This is a genomic window from Rhizobium sp. YTUHZ044 (assembly GCF_051123975.1).
In the GTDB taxonomy this organism is placed as follows: domain Bacteria; phylum Pseudomonadota; class Alphaproteobacteria; order Rhizobiales; family Rhizobiaceae; genus Rhizobium.
In genome coordinates, this window is record NZ_CP101428.1 from 96245 (window position 1) to 114794 (window position 18550).

The 18550-nt window shown below is 63.3% G+C and carries 18 protein-coding genes; 8 read left to right on the plus strand and 10 right to left on the minus strand.

Annotated elements, in window-relative coordinates:
* Positions 1–5 precede the first annotated feature (5 nt).
* From hutG to hutI, 3 genes are read right to left on the minus strand one after another with little or no spacing between them, the layout of a single operon-like run.
* Positions 6–809 (minus strand): N-formylglutamate deformylase, encoded by an 804-nt coding sequence (gene hutG, locus NL154_RS25840; RefSeq protein WP_210632548.1) that lies wholly within the window; start codon positions 807–809, stop codon positions 6–8.
* A 49-nt stretch (positions 810–858) separates the two neighbouring features.
* The gene (gene hutH, locus NL154_RS25845) at positions 859–2394 is read right to left on the minus strand and encodes a histidine ammonia-lyase (protein WP_221153287.1); all 1536 of its coding nucleotides are present in this window, start codon (positions 2392–2394) and stop codon (positions 859–861) included.
* A complete protein-coding gene (gene hutI, locus NL154_RS25850; protein WP_210632551.1) occupies positions 2391–3653 on the minus strand; it encodes an imidazolonepropionase in 1263 nt (420 codons plus the stop codon). The genes hutH and hutI overlap by 4 nt, the downstream gene beginning before the upstream one ends.
* A 122-nt stretch (positions 3654–3775) precedes the next feature.
* On the opposite strand from hutI, the gene NL154_RS25855 reads away from it, so the two are divergent.
* Both NL154_RS25855 and hutC (NL154_RS25860) read left to right on the plus strand, forming a co-directional pair.
* On the plus strand, positions 3776–5122 hold the full coding sequence (locus tag NL154_RS25855; protein ID WP_434734484.1) for a formimidoylglutamate deiminase: 1347 nt from the start codon (positions 3776–3778) through the stop codon (positions 5120–5122).
* Between the two features lie 61 nt (positions 5123–5183).
* Positions 5184–5906, plus strand: coding sequence for a histidine utilization repressor (gene hutC / locus NL154_RS25860; protein ID WP_221144889.1), 723 nt, complete (start codon positions 5184–5186; stop codon positions 5904–5906).
* Between the two features lie 32 nt (positions 5907–5938).
* Here hutC (NL154_RS25860) and hutC (NL154_RS25865) read toward each other — a convergent pair whose 3' ends face one another.
* Positions 5939–6694, minus strand: coding sequence for a histidine utilization repressor (hutC, locus tag NL154_RS25865; RefSeq protein WP_168296485.1), 756 nt, complete (start codon positions 6692–6694; stop codon positions 5939–5941).
* A gap of 194 nt (positions 6695–6888) precedes the next feature.
* On the opposite strand from hutC (NL154_RS25865), the gene NL154_RS25870 reads away from it, so the two are divergent.
* From NL154_RS25870 to NL154_RS25890, 5 genes are all read left to right on the plus strand, one after another.
* Positions 6889–7731 (plus strand): transporter substrate-binding domain-containing protein, encoded by an 843-nt coding sequence (locus NL154_RS25870; protein WP_221144891.1) that lies wholly within the window; start codon positions 6889–6891, stop codon positions 7729–7731.
* 105 nt (positions 7732–7836) lie between these two features.
* Positions 7837–8562: an ABC transporter permease gene (locus NL154_RS25875; RefSeq protein ID WP_168296487.1), complete on the plus strand. Its 726-nt coding sequence runs from the start codon at positions 7837–7839 to the stop codon at positions 8560–8562.
* 10 nt (positions 8563–8572) lie between these two features.
* Positions 8573–9277, plus strand: a complete 705-nt coding sequence (locus tag NL154_RS25880; RefSeq protein ID WP_168296488.1) for an ABC transporter permease — start codon at positions 8573–8575, stop codon at positions 9275–9277.
* Between the two features lie 27 nt (positions 9278–9304).
* Positions 9305–10081: an ABC transporter ATP-binding protein gene (locus NL154_RS25885; protein WP_040111353.1), complete on the plus strand. Its 777-nt coding sequence runs from the start codon at positions 9305–9307 to the stop codon at positions 10079–10081.
* Positions 10078–11571: an HAL/PAL/TAL family ammonia-lyase gene (locus tag NL154_RS25890; RefSeq protein WP_221124001.1), complete on the plus strand. Its 1494-nt coding sequence runs from the start codon at positions 10078–10080 to the stop codon at positions 11569–11571. Before NL154_RS25885 ends, NL154_RS25890 begins: the two co-directional genes overlap by 4 nt.
* Positions 11572–11584: 13 nt before the next feature.
* Here the strand turns inward: NL154_RS25890 and NL154_RS25895 are convergent, their stop codons facing one another.
* The gene (locus tag NL154_RS25895; protein WP_221144893.1) at positions 11585–12127 is read right to left on the minus strand and encodes a hypothetical protein; all 543 of its coding nucleotides are present in this window, start codon (positions 12125–12127) and stop codon (positions 11585–11587) included.
* Between the two features lie 180 nt (positions 12128–12307).
* Here NL154_RS25895 and NL154_RS25900 point away from each other — a divergent pair, with 180 nt between their 5' ends.
* Positions 12308–13045: a phosphatase PAP2 family protein gene (locus tag NL154_RS25900; protein WP_210632558.1), complete on the plus strand. Its 738-nt coding sequence runs from the start codon at positions 12308–12310 to the stop codon at positions 13043–13045.
* Positions 13046–13144: 99 nt separating this feature from the next.
* On the opposite strand, the gene NL154_RS25905 is transcribed toward NL154_RS25900, so the two are convergent.
* The 5 genes from NL154_RS25905 to NL154_RS25925 form a co-directional block, all read right to left on the minus strand.
* Complete coding sequence (locus NL154_RS25905) at positions 13145–15706, minus strand: GcvT family protein (protein WP_434734485.1); 2562 nt, start codon at positions 15704–15706, stop codon at positions 13145–13147.
* 268 nt (positions 15707–15974) lie between these two features.
* Positions 15975–16214: a hypothetical protein gene (locus tag NL154_RS25910; RefSeq protein ID WP_210632561.1), complete on the minus strand. Its 240-nt coding sequence runs from the start codon at positions 16212–16214 to the stop codon at positions 15975–15977.
* A gap of 11 nt (positions 16215–16225) precedes the next feature.
* Positions 16226–16486: a hypothetical protein gene (locus NL154_RS25915; protein ID WP_210632563.1), complete on the minus strand. Its 261-nt coding sequence runs from the start codon at positions 16484–16486 to the stop codon at positions 16226–16228.
* Positions 16487–16807: an XRE family transcriptional regulator gene (locus tag NL154_RS25920; protein WP_434734536.1), complete on the minus strand. Its 321-nt coding sequence runs from the start codon at positions 16805–16807 to the stop codon at positions 16487–16489.
* A 187-nt stretch (positions 16808–16994) separates the two neighbouring features.
* Positions 16995–18515 (minus strand): mechanosensitive ion channel family protein, encoded by a 1521-nt coding sequence (locus NL154_RS25925; protein WP_434734486.1) that lies wholly within the window; start codon positions 18513–18515, stop codon positions 16995–16997.
* Positions 18516–18550: the final 35 nt, after the last annotated feature.

An 18550-nucleotide genomic window follows, 5' to 3' on the forward strand; every position in this document is an offset into this window, starting at 1 on the left:
GATCGTTATCGTTTCAGGCCTGGCGCGATCTGCTCGATGCGCACCAGAATGTCTTTGAGATGGACGCGAAGCCTGTCCGCTTTCGTAGTGTCGTAGGCAAATGGCGGCGCCTCGCTCTGCAGATGGGTCGATTGCGCGAGCTCCATCTGGATCGCATGCACGCCGGTCTCGGGCCGGCCATAATGGCGGGTCGTCCAGCCGCCCTTGAAGCGGCCGTTAAGCACGCTGTCATAGCCTTCTGCGGCTTCGACGCCGGTCAGCGTCGCCTGCTCGATGGCGCCGTCGCATGTCCTGCCCATATCGGTGCCGATATTGAAATCCGGCAGCTTGCCTTCGAAGAGGAAGGGAATGTGCGAACGGATCGAGTGGCAATCATAGAGGATCGCCACGCCATGCATCGTTCTGACGCGCTCGATTTCGGCGGCAAGGGCGGCATGATAGGGCGCATGAAAGTCCGTCAGCCGCGCCGCGATATCGGCCTCGTCAGGCGCCTGCCCATCCTTCCAAATCGCCTTGCCGTCGAAGTCGGTTTCCGGGACGAGGCCTGTGGTGTTCTGGCCAGGATAAAGGCTGATGCCCTGGGGATCGCGGTTGGCGTCGATCACATAGCGGTGGAAGGTGGCGCGCACGGTCGTGGCGTCGGACAGCAGGCCATCATAGAGCTCATGGATGTGCCAGTCGGTATCGGCGAGGATCCGGCCATTGTCGTTGAGGCGATCGTAAATCGCCGGCGGCACGTCGGTGCCGGTATGGGGGAAGGCGAGGATGACGGGGGAGGTGCCTCGATGGATTTCATATGGTTCGGTCATAGGAAAAGAGCTCCGGCGTCTCGGGGTACCGAGTGCAGATACATCGCGATCAGCCCTCCAAAACCGGCAAGATGCCTGACGAAACCGAGGCGTTCAGCGCGCCCGTCGCCACCAGTTCGGTGGCGGCGGCGAGGTCGTCTGCCATGTAGCGGTCGACGTCCAGGCTCGGCACCTGCCTGCGGATTGCCGCGATCGCCTTCAAAAGCTCCGGGCTCGTTGCGAGCGGCGCGCGCAGTTCGACGCCCTGGGCGGCGGTCAGCGCCTCGATGCCGATAATGCCGAACAGGTTTTCAGTCATCTGCAGGAGGCGGCGGGCGCCGTGGCAGGCCATCGAGACGTGGTCTTCCTGGTTGGCCGAGGTCGGCGTCGAATCGACCGAGGCGGGGTGCGACATCTGCTTGTTCTCAGACATCAGCGCCGCCGAGGTGACCTCGGCAATCATCAGGCCGGAGTTCAGGCCCGGCTTCTTGGCGAGGAAGGCCGGCAGGCCGTAGGAGAGCACCGGGTCGACCAGCAGCGCGATGCGGCGCTGCGAGATCGCGCCGATCTCGCAGACGGCGAGGGCGATCTGGTCGGCGGCGAAGGCGACCGGTTCGGCGTGGAAGTTGCCGCCCGATACAACCGAATTGTCCGACAGCACCAGCGGATTGTCGGTGACCGCATTGGCCTCGATCTCCAGCGTGCGGGCGACCGAGCGCAAGAGGTCGAGGCAGGCGCCGTCGACCTGCGGCTGGCAACGGATGCAATAGGGATCCTGCACGCGCTCGTCGCCCTCGATGTGGCTCTGGCGGATGACCGATTGTTCGAGCAGGGCGCGAAGGGCTGCAGCCGTGTCGATCTGGCCCTTATGGCCGCGCAGCGTGTGAATATCCGGATGGAAGGGCGCCGAAGAGCCCATGGCAGCATCGGTGGACATGGCGCCGGTGATCAGGGCCGCCTGGGCGGCGCGATGGGCGCGGAAGAGGCCGGCGAGCGCCAGTGCGGTCGAGGCCTGGGTGCCGTTGATCAGCGCCAGACCCTCCTTGGCGGCGAGCACGACCGGCTTCAGCCCGGCTCTTTCCAGAGCTTCAGCGCCGGAAAGGCGATCGCCGGCGAAGAAGGCTTCGGCCTCGCCCATCATCACGGCGGCCATATGGGCGAGCGGCGCAAGATCGCCAGAGGCGCCGACCGAGCCCTTTTCCGGGATCAGCGGGATGACGCCCCTATCAAGCATGCCTTCGATCAGCCGCACCAGTTCCAGCCGCACACCGGAGGCGCCGCGGCCGAGTGAGACCAGCTTCAGCGCCATGATCAGCCGGACGACATTTTCCGGCAGCGGCGCGCCGATGCCGCAGCAATGCGACAGGATGAGATTGCGCTGCAGCGTGGCGACGTCGGCGCTGTCGATCTTGATCGAGGCGAGTTTGCCGAAGCCGGTATTGATGCCGTAAACCGGCGCATTGCCGGCGGCGATCTCGGCGATGCGGGCGGCGGCCTTGGCGATACCGGCATCGAAGGCGGGATCGAGCCTTGCCGGCTCGCCGGTCCAATAGATGCTTTCCAGATCCTTGAGCGAGACGGAGCCCGGGTGGAGCGTAATGGTCATCGACCGTTCCTTTCGCCTTTGAAGACGCGTGTATGAAGCGGGTTGAAGCCGATGCGGTAGACGAGCTCGGCAAGGCTCTCGATATTCCAGACGGCGAGATCGGCGGATTTGCCGGCTTCGAGCGTTCCGGTCTCGCCGATGAGGCCGAGCGCGCGGGCTCCTTCGCGGGTGGCGCCGGCGATGCATTCCTCGACGGTGAGGCCGAACAGCGTCGCCGACATGTTCATCGTGAGCAGCATCGAGGTGAGCGGCGAGGTGCCCGGATTGCAATCGGTGGCGATCGCGATCGGCACGCCCGCCCGGCGCAGCGCCTCCACCGGCGGCTTCTGCTTTTCATGAATGGCGTAGAAGGCGCCGGGCAGCAGCACGGCGACGGTGCCGGCGGCGGCCATTGCCGCAACGCCTTCCTCGTCGAGATATTCGAGGTGATCGCAGGAGAGCGCGCCATAGGCGGCCGCCAGCTTGGCGCCGCCGAGATTGGAGAGCTGCTCGGCATGCAGCTTGACCGGCAGGCCGAGCGCCTTCGCCTTGTCGAAGACGCGGGCGATCTCGGCCGTCGAAAAGGCAATGCCTTCGCAGAAGCCGTCGACGGCATCGGCAAGGCCGAGATTATACATGTCGTCGAGACCGGGCAGCACGACATCGTCGAGATAGTCGCCGTTGCGGCCCTTATAGTCGACAGGCGTCGCATGCGCGCCGAGATAGCTGGTGGCGACGCGGACCGGCCTGACATGGCCGAGCAGGCGGGCGCTCTGCAGCATCTTCACTTCGCCGGTTCGGTTGAGACCATAGCCGGATTTGATCTCGATCGTCGTCACGCCTTCGGCCAGCAGCGTATCGAGCCGCGGCAGCGCCGTGGCGACAAGCTCCTCGACCGACAGGGCATTGGTTGCCTGAACGGAGGAGACGATGCCGCCGCCGGCCCGCGCAATCTCCTCATAGGTCGCGCCTTCGAGCCGCATCTCGAATTCGCGGGCGCGATTGCCGCCGTGAACGATATGGGTGTGGCAGTCGACGAGACCCGGTGTCACCCAGCGGCCTTCGAGATCGATGATGTCCGAGCGTTCGATCGCCGATGCCGGCAGCTCGCTTTCGGCGCCGGCAAAGGCGATGCGGCCGTATTCGATCAGAACGGCGCCCTTTTCGATGATGCCGAGCCCGGCTTTGTCAGGTGCGAGGGTCGCTAGGCGCGCATTGCGCCACAGCGCCGGCCTGACGTCGGCGGATGCGGCCTCTTCAGAAAAATTGTTCCCGGTCATCAGCTTTGCGCCTTTCCTTATGCTGAAACATGTATATACATAATAAGCAGGTGACAAGCGAAATTTTGCGCGCTCTTCTGGAAAAGAAAGATCGGCGGCGCGGCAGAAGGGGAGAAAAGTCCATGACTACACTTCACGCAGGCACGGCGCTGACGCCGCAAGGCTGGCAGAAGGACGTGCGGCTGACGCTCGAGGCCGGGCGCATCGCCCGGGTCGAGGTGGGGGTTGCCGCTGCGCCCGGCGATGAGCGCCATGCTCTGATCGTCCCGGCCATGGGCAATCTGCACAGCCACGCCTTCCAGCGGGCAATGGCCGGTCTTGCCGAGGTGCGCGGTCCTGCAAACGACAGCTTCTGGAGCTGGCGCACGGTCATGTACAAGTTCGCTTTGGCGATGACGCCGGAGCATGTCGAGGCGGTCGCAGCCAAGCTCTATGCGGAGATGCTGGAGGCAGGCTTTTCCCGGGTTGGCGAGTTCCACTATCTCCATCATGATAAGGACGGAGCGGCCTATGCCAATATTGCCGAGCTCGCCGAACGTATCGGTGCGGCGAGCCTGGAGACGGGCATCGGTCTGACCCTGCTGCCGGTCTTCTATGCCCATTCCGGTTTCGGTGGTACGGCGCCGATCGACGGCCAGCGGCGCTTCATCAATTCGCTCGAAAGCTTCGAGAGGCTGATGGAAGGATGCCGGGCGGTGATCGGCCGGCTCGATGGCGCCGAGCTCGGAATGGCGCCCCACAGTTTGCGGGCGGCAACCCCGGAGGAACTGGCCAGGGTCGTGCCGTTGGCGGGCGAGGGCCCTATCCATATCCATGTTGCCGAGCAGGTGAAGGAGGTCGAGGACTGCGTCGCCTGGTCGGGCGCGCGGCCGGTCGAATGGCTGCTCGATCACATGCCTGTGGATGCGCGCTGGTGCCTGATCCATGCGACGCACATGACCGAGGACGAGACGCGGCGGATGGCGAAAAGCGGCGCGATTGCCGGCCTCTGCCCGATCACCGAGGCCAATCTCGGCGACGGCGCCTTTGCCGCGCCACTCTTCCTTGAGGAGGGCGGGCGTTACGGCATCGGCTCGGATTCCAACGTGCGGATCTCCCTGCCGGAGGAACTGCGCCAGCTCGAATATTCGCAGCGCCTGGCGCTGCGCGCCCGCAATGTCGTGGCCGCGCCCGGCGGTTCGACGGCGCTTTGCCTGTTCAACCAGGCGCTTTGCGGCGGCGGTGCGGCGCTGAAGGCCCCGGCGGGTATCGCCGAGGGCCGTCATGCCGATTTCGTTTCGCTCGATACGTCGGCCGTTTCCTATCTCTCGGGTGACCAGATCCTCGATCACTGGCTGTTTGCCGGCGGCATTTCCGTCGATTGCGTCTGGGCGCGCGGCCGCAAACAGGTGGAGGGCGGTCGCCATCTCAGGCGTGACGCCATCGATCGTCGCTTCCTTGCTGCGATGGGTGAGTTGCTGGCTGCCTGAAAAAGCGCTTTTCACGGTGGCGCATTCGATCTAGATCGGGGAACCAAATCGGAACGTGGCGATGAATCAAAGCAGGGATCCTACCTTGCATCAGCGCATCCTGGGCGACATCGAGGGCCGTATCGTGTCGGGCGAATGGCCGCCGGGGCATCGCATTCCCTTCGAGGTCGATCTCGCCACGCAGTATGACGTCTCGCGGATGACGGTGAACAAGGTGCTGACCCAGCTCGCCAAGGCCGGCCTGATCGAGCGCCGCAAGAAATCCGGCAGCTTCGTCACCCAGCCGCAGGCGCAATCGGCGGTTCTCGAAATCCACGACATCAAGGCCGAGGTGCAGTCGCTGAACCTGCCCTATTCCTATGCGGTGTCGAAGAAGGCGAGCCGCAAGGCCAAGGCGGAGGACAGCCGCCGGCTGGAGCTGCCTCTGGGGTCCTCGGTCGTCGAAGTCGTCTGCATCCACAATGCCGGCGCACGGCCCTTCTGTTTGGAGGAGCGGCTGATCAGCCTTGCGACCGTGCCGGAGGCGGCCGATGCCGATTTCCTGACGGTGGCGCCGGGGCCGTGGCTGCTCAACCAGGTGCCGTGGAGCACCGCCGAACACCGGATTCACGCCGTCTCCGCCAGCGCCGAAGTGGCGGCAGCCCTCGGCATCGCCCGCAACACTGCGTGCCTGGTGGTCGAGCGCCGCACCTGGAGTGGCGCCGGCCCGGTGACCCACGTGCGCTTCACCTATCCCGGCGATCGTCACGCGCTGATGGCGCGATTCACGCCGGCGTCGCAATAATCGTAAGTTCCATATACAAGGTAACGAGTGTTTTAGTCTTCGAACATCTTGCCGCTGCGCGCCTCGAGCCGGTAGCGATAGCCGGGATAGACAAGGCGGGCGGTCGAGACGACCTGTTTTGCCGACCATGTGCGCCGGCGGATCGTCAGGCAGGGCTCGCTCTTCAGGATGGTCAGGAGCTTGCATTCCCAGGCCTGCGGCATCGCCGCCTCGACGACGTGCTCGGAGCCGCTGAGCGGGGCGGCGGCCGTCAGATAGGCGTTCGGCGTCAGCGTCGTGAAATCCTGCTCGAGATATTCGGGAGCGGCCTCCGGATGGACGAACCGGTCCTCGATCTGCACCGGAACGCCGTTTTCGCTGTGCACGATCAGCGAGTGGAAAACGGCCGCGCCGATTGCCAACTCCAAGGCGTCGGCAATCTCGGGAGAGGCGGTTTCCCGGGCCAGAACGACGACAGTGGCCTCGTGGATATGGCCGCGTTCGGCGATCTCCTCGGCGATGTTGCGCACCTCGAACAGCGCCGAATATCCCTTGCGCTCGGCGACGAATGAGCCGACGCCCTGGATGCGGACGAGTTCGCCTTCGTTGGCAAGTTCGCGCAGTGCCCGGTTGGCGGTCATCTTGCTGACGCCGAGTTCGACGACCAACTCGTTTTCCGACGGCACGCGGTATTTCGGCGGCCATTCTCCGCTGTGGATGCGGTCGAGGATCACCTGCTTGACGCCGGCGTAGAGCGGCGTGCTGTCATTTCCCGCCAGATCGCGCTTCATTTCGCCGGACCGCTTCATTGCCTATTCCTTTTGCACGGATGCAATTTGCCACATAATCGACTTTCCTCTTGCATATCACAAAATATCTCATATGGTACCATATACAACCTCCCAATCGGTCTTGGACACAAAAATAGGACGGAAAGGGCAAGCCGGCGAAGATCGGCATGGCGCCGCAAGGTCTGTTTTCAACTCCAGAGGAGAATTCATCAATGAAATTCAGCACAATCCTGTTTTGCGGCGTCGCCGCTCTTTCCGCCTTTGCTGCCCCGGCCTTTGCCAAGGACTGGACGAAGGCGACCATTACGCTTGAAGGCGCCTATGCGCCGTGGAACCTCACCAATGCCGACGGCACGCTCGGCGGCTTCGAGCCGGAGCTTGCCAAGGTGCTCTGCGAACGCGCCAAGATCGAATGCACGCTCGTCGCTTCCGACTGGGACGGCATGATCCCGGCGCTCAACGCCGGCAAGTTCGACGTCATCATGGACGCGCTGTCGATCACCGAGGAGCGCAAGCAGGTCATCGACTTCACCGTTCCCTATGCCGCGACACCCGCCGCCTTCGCCACCGCCAAGGACAGCCCGCTGGCGAAAGCCGCCGGCACCGGCGCCACGATCAAGATGACGCCCGGCCAGACCGGCGTGAAGGAGATCGACGCGCTGAAGGAGGCCTTCAAGGGCAAGACGATCGGTATCCAGGCGGCGACCGTCTATGCCAAGTTCGTCTATGACAATTTCGGCGACATTGCCGAGATCCGCGAATACAAGACCGGCGCCGACCGCGATCTCGACCTGCAGAACGGCCGCATCGACCTCGGCTTCGATGACGCCGTCTATTTCGCCAATGCCTTCCAGGCCGCCAACGGCGCGCTCGACTTCACCGGTCCCGAGATCGTCGGCTCGATCTGGGGCGAGGGCGAAGGCCTCGGCGTCCGCAAGGCCGACACCGATCTGCGCGACAAGTTCAACGTGGCGATCAAGTCGGCCCTGGCCGATGGCACGGTCAAGAACCTTTCGATGAAGTGGTTCAAGGTCGACGTCAGCCCGCAGCAGTAATCGCTTCGGCCGTTTGGCCGCAGGCGCCGGTCTCCGGCTTTATCGCCGGAGACCGCGTGTTATTCTCGATCGACAAAACACTGCCACGGACGGGGAACGGACGCTATGGCAACCTTGGAACTGCTTGGCTTCGGCTCGACGGGATGGGGCGCGCTGCTCATTCTCGCCGCCTTGATGACGCTGGCCGTCACCGCGACGGCGCTTGCGATCGGCGCGGTGCTCGGCGCCATCGTCGCGGGTGCGAAGCTCTCCGGCAATCCTCTCCTCGTCGCCTTCGGCAATGTCTATACGACCGTCTTTCGCGGCGTGCCGGAACTGCTGATCATCTATCTCATCTATTTCGGCGGTTCCTCCGCCGTCACTTCGATCGGCAAGGCGATGGGCTACGAGGGTTTCCTCGGCCTGCCTTCCTTCGCCGCCGGCGCGCTTGCCGTCGGCATCATCTCCGGCTCCTATCAGGCGGAGGTGTTCCGCGGCGCCTATCTGGCGATCGCCAAGGGTGAGCTCGAAGCCGCTTCGGCGATCGGCATGAATCGCGGCATGCGCTTCCGCCGCATCATCATCCCGCAGGTGCTTCGCTTCGCCATTCCCGGCCTCGGCAATGTCTGGCAGCTCAGCCTCAAGGATTCGGCGCTGATCTCGGTCACCGGCCTTGCCGAGCTGATGCGCACCAGCCAGGTGGCGGCGGGTTCGACCCGGCAATATTTCCTGTTCTTCATCGCCGGCGGCTGCCTCTACCTGATCCTGACCAGCCTTTCCGACCGCATCTTCAACGGGGCGGAACGCCGCGCCAATCGCAGCATGCCGGCCTCCGCCATGGGCCAGGCGTAAGGGGACGACGATGGATTTCACCTTTCTCGCCTCGACCATGGTGACGCTGCTCAAGGCTGTGCCGACGACGCTGATCCTGTTTTCGCTGTCGATCTTCTTCGGTGGCCTGCTGGCGCTCGTCATCGTCACGATGCGGGTCAGCGGCAACCGCTATTTGTCGGGTTTCGCCAAGGGCTATATCTTCGTCTTTCGCGGCTCGCCGCTGTTGATCCAGATGTTCCTGGTGTTCTACGGCCTCGGCCAGTTCGGCGTCATCCGCTATTCCTTCCTCTGGCCGTTCCTGCGCGAGCCGATGGTCTGCGCCGTGCTGTCGCTGGCGCTCTGCACCGCCGGTTACACGGCGGAGATTTTCCGCGGCGGCATCCGCGCGGTTTCGCCGAAGGAGATCGAGGCGGCCCGTTCGATCGGCATGTCCGGTTTCCTGATGGTGCGCCGCATCCTGGCGCCGATCGCCTTCCGCCATGCGCTGCCGGCCTATTCGACCGAGATCGTGCTGATGATGAAATCGACGGCGCTCGCCAGCCTCGTCACCGTCTGGGAGGTCACCGGTGTGGCCCAGCGGCTGATCTCGCAGACCTACCGCACGATGGAAGTCTTCCTCTGCGCGGCGATCATCTATCTCGTTTTGAACTTCATCATCCTGCAGGGCATGGCTCTGCTCGAATATTCGCTGTCCCGACACCGCCGTGCGATCCCGCAGGCGCTGAAGGCCTAGGCGGAACCTGAATCGATTGGAGCAACCATGCCAGGCGTAACCCGACTTTCGGTCCGCAATATCCGCAAGAGCTTCGGCACGCACGAGGTGCTGCGCGGCATTTCCCTCGATGCTGAGGACGGCGATGTGATCTCGCTGCTCGGCGCCTCCGGCTCCGGCAAATCGACCTTTCTGCGCTGCATCAACCTGCTCGAAACCGCCAGCGACGGTGAGATCTGGGTCGATGGCGAGCACATCGAGATGGTTCACAAGAACGGCAAGACAAGGCCGGCCAGCCAGAAGCAGGTCGACCACATCCGCTCCGAACTCGGCATGGTGTTCCAGTCCTTCAATCTCTGGTCCCATATGACGATCCTGCAGAACGTCATCGAAGGGCCGATCCATGTGTTGAAGCGGCCGCGCGCCGACTGCATCGCCGAGGCCGAAGCGCTGCTCGAAAAGGTCGGCATCGCAGACAAGCGCCATGCCTATCCCGCCCATCTCTCCGGCGGCCAGCAGCAGCGCGCCGCAATCGCCCGCGCGCTGGCGATGAAGCCGAAGGTCATGCTGTTCGACGAGCCGACCTCGGCGCTCGATCCGGAACTCGTCGGTGAGGTCCTGCGCGTCATGCGGGCACTTGCCGAGGAAGGCATGACCATGCTCGTCGTCACCCATGAGATGAGCTTTGCCCGCAACGTCTCGAACCGCGTCGTCTTCATGCGCGAGGGGCTGATCGAAAGCAGCGGCAAGCCGGACGAGATGTTCACAACAGGCGCGACCCCCGCCTTCCGCCAGTTCATCGGCCATTTCGGGACAGGTCAATGACGATCATCATCGATAGAGTGCTGACCTGGCGCGATGTCGCGCGCGTCGGGGCAGGGGAAGCTCTTGCGCTGTCGCCGGCCGCCTGGGCGCGCGTCGAGCAGGCAAGCCGCATCGTCGCCAGCATCGTCGAAACCGGCGTACGCGCCTATGGCGTCAACACCGGCGTCGGGGCGCTGGCCGATACCGTGGTCGATCGCGCCTCGCAGAGCCTGCTGTCGCGCAGCATCGTGCTCAGCCACGCCTGCGGTGTCGGGCCGTTGCTTGATGCCCGCGCCGTGCGCGCCATCATTGCCGCTCAGATTGCCAATTTCGCCCATGGCCATTCCGGCGTGCGGCGCGAGATCGTCGAGCATCTCACCGCCCTGCTGGCGCATGATTGCATTCCCGACGTGCCGTCGAAAGGCTCGGCGGGTTACCTCACCCACAATGCCCATGCGGCGCTCGTCCTGATCGGCGAAGGCAGCGCCATGCTGGGCGGAGAACGCATGAGCGGCCGCCAGGCACTTGCGGCGATCGGCCTCGAACCGCTGGTGCTCGGCGCCAAGGAGGGGTTGAGCCTCGTCAACGGCACGGCCTGCGCCACCGGCCTGGCCGCCACGGCACTTATGCGCGCCGAACGGCTGCTCGACTGGGCCGATGCCATCGCCGCGCTGACGCTGGAAGCGGCGGGTTGCCAGATCGCCGCCTTCGACGAGGCGGTGCTGGCGCTGCGCCCATCGGCGGGAATTGAAAAGGTGGGAGCGTCCCTTCGTGCCCGCCTTCGCGGCAGCGGCCTTGTCGCCGCCGCCTTCGGCCGGCGCACCCAGGATGCGCTCAGCCTCCGTTCGGTGCCGCATGCGCATGGCGCCGCCCGCGACGTCTTCGACAATTCGGCTCGCATCGTCAACCAGGAGCTTGCTTCAGTGACGGACAATCCGGCCGTCTCGGGCACGCCGGAGCAGCCGATCGTCTCCTCCGAGGCCCATGCCGTCGCCCCGGCGCTCGGGCAGGCGGCTGACAGTCTCGCCATTGCACTGGCGCAGATCGGCGCGATCAGCGAAAGGCGCATGGACCGGCTGGTCAATCCGCTGGTGAGCGGCCTGCCGCCGTTTCTCGCGAGCGACGCCGGCAGCCATTCCGGCTTCATGATCGCGCAATATACCGCCGCCGCGCTGAGCAATGAAAACCGCCGCCTTGCCGCGCCCGCGGCGATGGACGGCGGCCTGACCTCCGGCCTGCAGGAGGATTTCCTCGCCCATCCCACAGCCGCCGCCGGCAAGCTGCTCGCGGTCATCGACAATGCCGAATATATCCTGGCGATCGAGCTGATGACCGCCGCCCAGGCGCATGATTTTCTGGCGGCGACAGCGCCCCGGGCGGCCGGGACGGATCTGGTCTATCAGGCCGCGCGGGAGCATATCTCCCATTATGGCGACGAGCGGCCGCTCAACGGCGATATCGAGGCGGTGCGCAGCCTGGTCCGCGAGACTGCGCCGCCACCGATGAATTGAATCGGGCTGACCGTCAGAACGGCTTGCTGGTGTCGGAATCCTGCTTCAGCTTTCCGCCAGCCTCGAGGCGTTTGAGGCATTGGGCGAAGGTGGGGTAGAGCTGGTCTACCCGCGAGAGTGGCAGCGTCCAGTCGCCCTCGTCGCCGGCAAAGGTCAGCTGCACATCAGGGGTTCCGGCAAACGAATTCTTGATGATCTTCTTCAGTCCAGCGCTTCCCTTGCTGCCCACTGGCCAGAGGCGAAGCGTATTCTTGTCGAAAAACTCGGCCGCGACCACCTTCGTCACTTGGCGATCGGTGAGCGTCACCTCGGTTTTGGTATCGGCTGGAATGTCCCATGTAGTCTTGGCAACGAGCCAGAAGGTCTCGCTCGCGCTCTGGCGGAATTCCATGGTCTTGCCGATCTCGCTGTCCCAGCGCAGGCGGCAGTAGGCAGGCTGTTCGTTGGCATAGCCCACCGACCATTGTCTTGCGCCGCCCATCCATTCGGTCTCGCCGGAGGCGGAAGCCGGCTGCAGGGCGGATGCCAGCAGAACCATCGCGGTCAGAATTTTCATCGCCGAAACCTCCAGGCCAATCGGCTTCAGCCATAGCAAAAGAAGGTTGAGCTTTTGCTACCGACGGTTTGGAAACCAGGCGGCGAGCGGCTCCTCGACGGCCGCAAGGTCTTGAATTTTCGCCTCGCCTTGCCGATTTGGCAGGTGAGGACATGATGCGAAGGGAGCTCGACGGCAGGCATGACGGAGGTTCGACGAAGCGGTTTCCTGGCGAGGCTCAACGCCTATGAGCCACTGACCCTGATCATGCTGGCATCGGTCGCCGGCGGGCTGTTCGTGCTGCAGCGGCTGACGAGCGAGGTACTCGAGGGCGAGACCTTTGGTTTCGACCAGGCGATTCTGCTGGCGCTGCGGCGGGCGGATGATCTTGCCGTGCCGATCGGTCCGGCCTGGCTGACCCACGCTGTCGACGACATCACCAGCCTCGGCGGCATCACCGTCCTGGCGCTGCTGACGGTTCTCATCACCGTCTATCTCTTGCTCGATCGGCGCTGGCCGATCGCGATCTTCGTCTTTTCGTCTGTGCTATCGGGCTGGCTGGCGAGCACGCTGTTGAAGATCCTCGTCGCGCGGCCGCGTCCGGATGTCGTGCCGCATCTGATCGAGGTCAGCGATCTCAGCTTTCCCTCCGGGCACGCCATGGTCTCGGCGGTGACCTATCTGACGCTCGGGGCGCTGGTGGCGCGCACCCAGCGGTACCGCTCGACGCGGATCTTCGTCATGGGCGTCGGCGTCTTCCTCGCCGTCATCATCGGGTTCAGCCGGATCTATCTCGGCGTCCATTACCCCACGGATGTTTTTGCTGGATGGTGCGCCGGGGCACTGTGGGCGCTCGGCTGCTGGCTGATCTCGAAGAGGTTCGTCCCGAGCCGTGCGCCTGACGATGGCGTCGAGACTGCAAATGGAGACAACACATAGCTCAATGCGGCTCAACCGCATGAATGTGGCGCCGTGCTGGCGGCGCCACAGGTGCTTGAGGGCTTAGGTTCTGCCGCTTTCGTTGAAAGCTGAACCGCTTTAGGTGCGCGGCTTCAGATTTTCCGGGTCGTAGATCGGCTTGTATCCGACGCCGACAACCTCCACCGGGTAGCTCTCGGCAAAATACTCGATATTCAGCTTGCGTCCGACCTGGCAATGCGACCACGGCAGATAGGCCAAAGCAATGTTCTTGCCGACCGTCGGTCCGTAGGCGATCGAGGTCGTGTAGGACCGGCGGCCGAGTTCGTCGACCAGAACCTCTCCAGTGGCGGGATCGACAACCGGCAGGTTGCCGAGAGGATAACGCTTCACGCCTGTCTTGTCGGTATTCTCGGTCATCACGAGCGTGCACAGCATGGCCGGCTGGTGCTCGCGCGCCTTGTATTCCAGATGTTTTGCCTTGCCGCGGAAATCGGCTTCCTTGACCTTAGGTCGGGCGAGATCGGCTTCGATCAGATTGTACTGGGTCAGCAGGTCGGCGTTCTGCAGGCGCAGGCTCTTCTCCATGCGGCGCGAATTCGCATAGGTCTCGACGCCGAAGGCCATCACGCCGGTCGAGCGCAGCGCATCCCAGACGGCGAGGCCGTCCTCGTACTTCATGTGCAGTTCCCAGCCCTGCTCGCCGACATAGGAGATGCGGAAGGCGGTGACGGTCTTGCCTGATATTTCGATCGGCTTGATCGCCGCAAAGGCGAAGTTTTCCTGATCGAGCCCGGCCGGATCGGCCACGACCTTCTTCAGCGTCTCGCGCGCGTTCGGACCCCAGATGCCGATCGTCACGAATTTTTCCGAGACGTCGGTGACGGTCACGTCAAGGCCGCGGTCTTGAGCGACGCGCTTCATATAGTGCAGGTCGCGCGGGCCGGCATCGGCGCCGTTGACGAGACGGCAGCGGTCGGCCATGCGGAAGACGGTGAAGTCGGCGCGCACCATGCCTTCGTCGTCGAGGAAATGGGTGTAGACGCCCTTGCCGATGTTGGCATCGCCGCCGATCTTGGCAGCGCACAGCCATTCCATCAGTTCGACATGGTCGGGTCCTTCGATATCGACCATGTGGAAGTGGCTGAGATTGACGATGCCGCAATCCTCGCTCATCGCCAGATGCTCGGCATTCGAGACGCGCCAGAAATGGCGGCTGTCCCATTCGTTCTCGCGAACCGGCACGCGGTCACCGTATTTTTCCAGAAGGTGCTCGTTGGCGGCGTAGCCGTGCGCACGCTCCCAGCCGCCGAGCTCCATGAAGTAGCCGCCCAGCTCCTTTTCGCGCTCGTAGAAGGGCGAGCGCTTGACGTTGCGGCCGGAGGCATAGGGTTCGCGGGTGTGGACAGCCGGGAAATAGATCTTCTGGGCGGCTTCGAAGCAGCGGCCTTCAATGAACTCTTCCGTCAGCTGATGCGGATAGAAGCGGGCGTAATCAATGCTGTTGTGGTCGATTTCGGTCCGACCGTCGGTCATCCAGTCGGCGATCAGCTTGCCATAGCCGGGGCCATCCTTGACCCAGATGGCGACGCAATACCAGAGGCCGCGCACCTTCTGGCTCTCGCCGCAGGATGGACCGCCGGCGGCGGAAACCTGCAGCAGACCGTTGAAGGAATGGCCTTCGTTATAACCGAGTTCGCCGAGGATCGGCGTCAGTTCCATGGCGCGCTCGAGCGGCTCGATGATCTGTTCCATCTCGAGATCGCGCTGCGACGGCGAAAGGCGGGCTTCGTGTTTTTCGAGAAGCTCGCGCGGATGGCACATGCGCGGATTGTTGGCTTCGTAATAGCCCCACTCAATCTGGCCGCCTTCGGTCGTCGCCGGGTCGCCGGTATCGCGCATATAGGCGGAGTTGCCCTGGTCGCGCAGCAGCGGGAAGCCGATCTCCTTGCCGGTGCCTGCGAACTCGTTATAGGGACCGAAGAAGGTCAGCGGGTGATCGACCGGCATGACCGGCAGGTCTTCGCCGACCATCTCGGCGATCAGGCGTCCCCAGAGGCCGGCGCAGACGATGACGTGGTCGGCCATGATGGTGCCGCGATGGGTGACGACGCCCTTGATGCGGCCGCCTTCGACGATCAGCGACTTCGCCGGGGTATTGCCGAAGACCTGCAGCTTGCCGGCCTTTTCGGCGGCGTCGACCAGTTTGCCGGCAACGGTCTGCGAGCGCGGAATGACGAGGCCGGCATCCGGATCGAAGAGGCCGCCCATCACCTGATCTTCCTCGATCAGCGGGAACTTCTTCTTGATCTCGGCAGGGCTGACATAATGGGCGCGTGTGCCGAAGGCGCGGGCCGAGGAAAGCTTGCGCTTGATTTCCTCCATCCAGGCATGGTCGCCGGTACGCGCCACTTCGAGGCCGCCGATGCGGGCGTAATGGCCCATTTTCTCATAGAAATCGATCGAATATTGCGTGGTCCAGACCGACAGATAGTCGTGGCTGGTGGTGTAACAGAAGTCCGAGGCATGGGCTGTCGAGCCGATGTCGGTCGGTATGCCCGACTTGTCGATGCCGACGATGTCGTCCCATCCGCGCTCGACGAGATGATGAGCGATGGAGGCGCCGACGATGCCGCCGAGCCCGATGATGACGACCTTTGCCTTTTCCGGAAATGCTGCCACGTGCTGTTCCTTCTATTTCCGCACGAATTAAAACCACCTAGCCGCGCTTGGCTTACGCTTCGCGTGAGATGCAGGAGTCATGTCAGCCTCGTGAGCGTGTCACATTTGCCGAAGCTGCAAAACCCCAGACCTCTCCCTCTCGAAGCTGGATAAGCCATTATGCATAAGGCTCACAATCGTCATTGGTCCTACGCCGTCGAGTAACGGCGTAATTGCGTCAGCCCGGATCGAGGCTGAAATTATTCCCGATAGAGCTCGCACGCCCGGATCACGACGCTGAAATCGCCTCGAGCCGGTCGATGTCCCCCAGCACGATATCTTCGGAAACAGGTTCGCGATTGTGCAGTCGGAACCATTCGGCCGCTTCGCGCACGCGATCCCCGTGCGGCGAGGGATAGGCGCCCAGCCGGAGAACCCACTCGCGCACGGTCTCGCGCTCCATCCGTCCGGCCCGATATCGCTCGCAGACGGTTTTCGCCGAGGCGACGAGATCATTGATGCTTTTCACGGGACTGTCCCTCAATGCACGGAAGGCTCTTCATCGTCGAGGAAGGATCGAATGCCGTCCCGCGCCACGACCGCCAGGAATTCGTCGAAGGCTTCACGGTCGGTCGCGAACGGCTCGTCCCACTGGATCAGATCCTCCGCCTGGGTGACGACTTCCATCGTCCAGTCTCCGTTGCTGCCGGCGGTTCGAAAGATATCGACGAGAACCGTAACCCCGTCATCGGTAAATTCCCCCGCCAATTCGGAGTGCTCAAGCTTCTGTTTCTTTGCCATTCAACCGCCAGCGCCGGGAGGGGCGTCGTTTTTGAGATGCTCTTCATATTGGACCGTCTCGGTCTCGTCCGTGTCTATAGAAGCCGATGGCGATCTTGCCAAGCGAACGCCGGCGCCGCTGCCATCTTCCGGGATAAACAGCACGCCTGCATCTTCCAGGCTGCGCCTCATGGCCTGGAGAGTTTTCTCATCAGGGAGATGCGCTCCCGCCTCGAAACCGGCAATCGTCGCCTTGTCGATCTTCGAAGCTGAAGACAGGTCGTCCTCAGACCAGGCGATGAGTGCCCGCGCGGCGCGGCACTGGGCTGGAGATAGATACAAATCACTACCTTGCATCGAAATTCGATTCTTGCTCTGGGTCAGCAATACAAAGATGTAACCGCAGCAGAAGAAAGCAAGCGAGGCTCACTGTCAGTCTATGCCGGTTGCGGTTGCGCGTCATTATGATGGACGAGCCGAAAGTCGCCGAAGCTTCCGCACCGACAATCGTCTCGGCTGGCATTGACCGCTATTGCGGCACCTGGAACAGGTGGCGGATTCGCATAAGCAACGAGGTCATCGAGCTGCCGTTCAACGTTGTGCCTTCGGTCACGAATGAATGCTGGCCGGTCTCTATGCGGCGGGACAGCGTGGCGGCGAGCTCCTCGGCGATGCCGGGCCGGTCGTGCAGCAGCGGTGTCAGACTGGTCTGCGCAATTTCGTAAATGACCACGAAGGTAAGGGCGCGCAGCCTTGCCGCTTCGCCGGCGCCGATCAGCAGTCCGCTCTCGCCGAAATAGTCGCCCGGTGCCAATCGTCCGACTTCGATTTCCTTTTGGCCCTCCTTCCGCGTCGCGATGACGGCGCCGCTGCGCACGATCATCAGCGAAGCCACCGTATCCCCCTGTTCAATCAGAATCGCATCCTTCTTGAAGGTCCGCCGCGTCATCGAGGCGGCCAGCGTTTCCTTCTCGTCCTCCGTCAACGAGGAAAACAGGGGGATGGCATCGAGGAGCTTCAGCGGCGTCGGACGATGCGGCCCTGCCATTTCTTCCGGCTGCATCCGGTCGGGCGGCGGGCCCGCGACATCGATCGGCCGCGCCAGGGTGAGGCCGGCAGCCTTGATGTGGCGATAGACGAGATCGAATATCTCATTCTTCGCCGGCCCAGCGTGGCCAATATCCCTGACGCGAAAAGAAAGCTCAACCTCCACCGCATCGGCATTGAGCGATTTGACCTGTACGCCGGGCATTGGTTCCGTCAGGATAGAGCCGCTGCTCAAAAGCACGGTGCGCATGACCTCGACGATCGTCGATGGCCCCGCCGTCGGTACGACGCGGACCGTCAGCATGACACCGTGGCTGCGGTCGGGGCTGCTGAGGTTGGTCAGCCCCACCTTGGCAAGGAAGCTGTTGGGCAGGATGACGAGGTCGTTCGTGCCGTTCAGGAGATGCGTGGAACGCCAGTTGGTTTCGACGACACGCCCTTCGACGCCGTCGGTGAGGACGATCCAATCGCCGATTGTGTAAGGCCGGCCGAGATTGAGGGCGATGCCTGAAAAGACGTCGTTCAGCGTGCTCTGCAGCGCCAGGCCGAGGATGATGGCGAAGACGCCCGAGGTGGCGATCAGCGTCCCGACGGGAAAGCTGAAGACATAGGCTACCACCGAAAGGATCGCGCCGAGATAGATCAGGCCGATAACCAGATCCTGAACGAGGCGCCCCTCCCGCGGTTGACGTTCGAAGATCAAGAAGACACGAACGAAGCCGATCAAGGCCCAGGCGGCATTGATCCACCAGACCACCTTGGCAAGGCCGATGAAGACACGTTCGAAGGTGGACGACGATGTCGGGCTGACCTCATAGGGCACGATATCGTGATAGAGAAGCAGGATGGTCAGCGCCGCGAAGAAGAACACCTGACCGGCCAGCTTCCAGCTCGGGAAGCGGCGAAGGGCAATTCGGGTAACCATCGCGCCGACCACGGCCAGCATTCCGACCTGGACGATGGGATCGGAAAGCACGTCGGGCCAAGTGGGATTGTCAAGCATTGAAATCGACTCGCGAGAGAAGGCTGAGTGCGGCC

Bases quoted from the DNA above. Each gene is read 5' to 3' on its own strand.
- hutI (WP_210632551.1), bottom strand. From the start codon at position 3,653: ATGACCGGGAACAATTTTTCTGAAGAGGCCGCATCCGCCGACGTCAGG.
- NL154_RS25870 (WP_221144891.1), top strand. From the start codon at position 6,889: ATGAAATTCAGCACAATCCTGTTTTGCGGCGTCGCCGCTCTTTCCGCC.
- NL154_RS25875 (WP_168296487.1), top strand. From the start codon at position 7,837: ATGGCAACCTTGGAACTGCTTGGCTTCGGCTCGACGGGATGGGGCGCG.
- hutH (WP_221153287.1), bottom strand. From the start codon at position 2,394: ATGACCATTACGCTCCACCCGGGCTCCGTCTCGCTCAAGGATCTGGAA.
- NL154_RS25915 (WP_210632563.1), bottom strand. From the start codon at position 16,486: ATGGCAAAGAAACAGAAGCTTGAGCACTCCGAATTGGCGGGGGAATTT.
- NL154_RS25880 (WP_168296488.1), top strand. From the start codon at position 8,573: ATGGATTTCACCTTTCTCGCCTCGACCATGGTGACGCTGCTCAAGGCT.
- hutC (WP_221144889.1), top strand. From the start codon at position 5,184: ATGAATCAAAGCAGGGATCCTACCTTGCATCAGCGCATCCTGGGCGAC.
- NL154_RS25900 (WP_210632558.1), top strand. From the start codon at position 12,308: ATGACGGAGGTTCGACGAAGCGGTTTCCTGGCGAGGCTCAACGCCTAT.
- hutG (WP_210632548.1), bottom strand. From the start codon at position 809: ATGACCGAACCATATGAAATCCATCGAGGCACCTCCCCCGTCATCCTC.
- hutC (WP_168296485.1), bottom strand. From the start codon at position 6,694: ATGAAGCGGTCCGGCGAAATGAAGCGCGATCTGGCGGGAAATGACAGC.
- NL154_RS25890 (WP_221124001.1), top strand. From the start codon at position 10,078: ATGACGATCATCATCGATAGAGTGCTGACCTGGCGCGATGTCGCGCGC.
- NL154_RS25925 (WP_434734486.1), bottom strand. From the start codon at position 18,515: ATGCTTGACAATCCCACTTGGCCCGACGTGCTTTCCGATCCCATCGTC.
- NL154_RS25855 (WP_434734484.1), top strand. From the start codon at position 3,776: ATGACTACACTTCACGCAGGCACGGCGCTGACGCCGCAAGGCTGGCAG.
- NL154_RS25895 (WP_221144893.1), bottom strand. From the start codon at position 12,127: ATGAAAATTCTGACCGCGATGGTTCTGCTGGCATCCGCCCTGCAGCCG.
- NL154_RS25885 (WP_040111353.1), top strand. From the start codon at position 9,305: ATGCCAGGCGTAACCCGACTTTCGGTCCGCAATATCCGCAAGAGCTTC.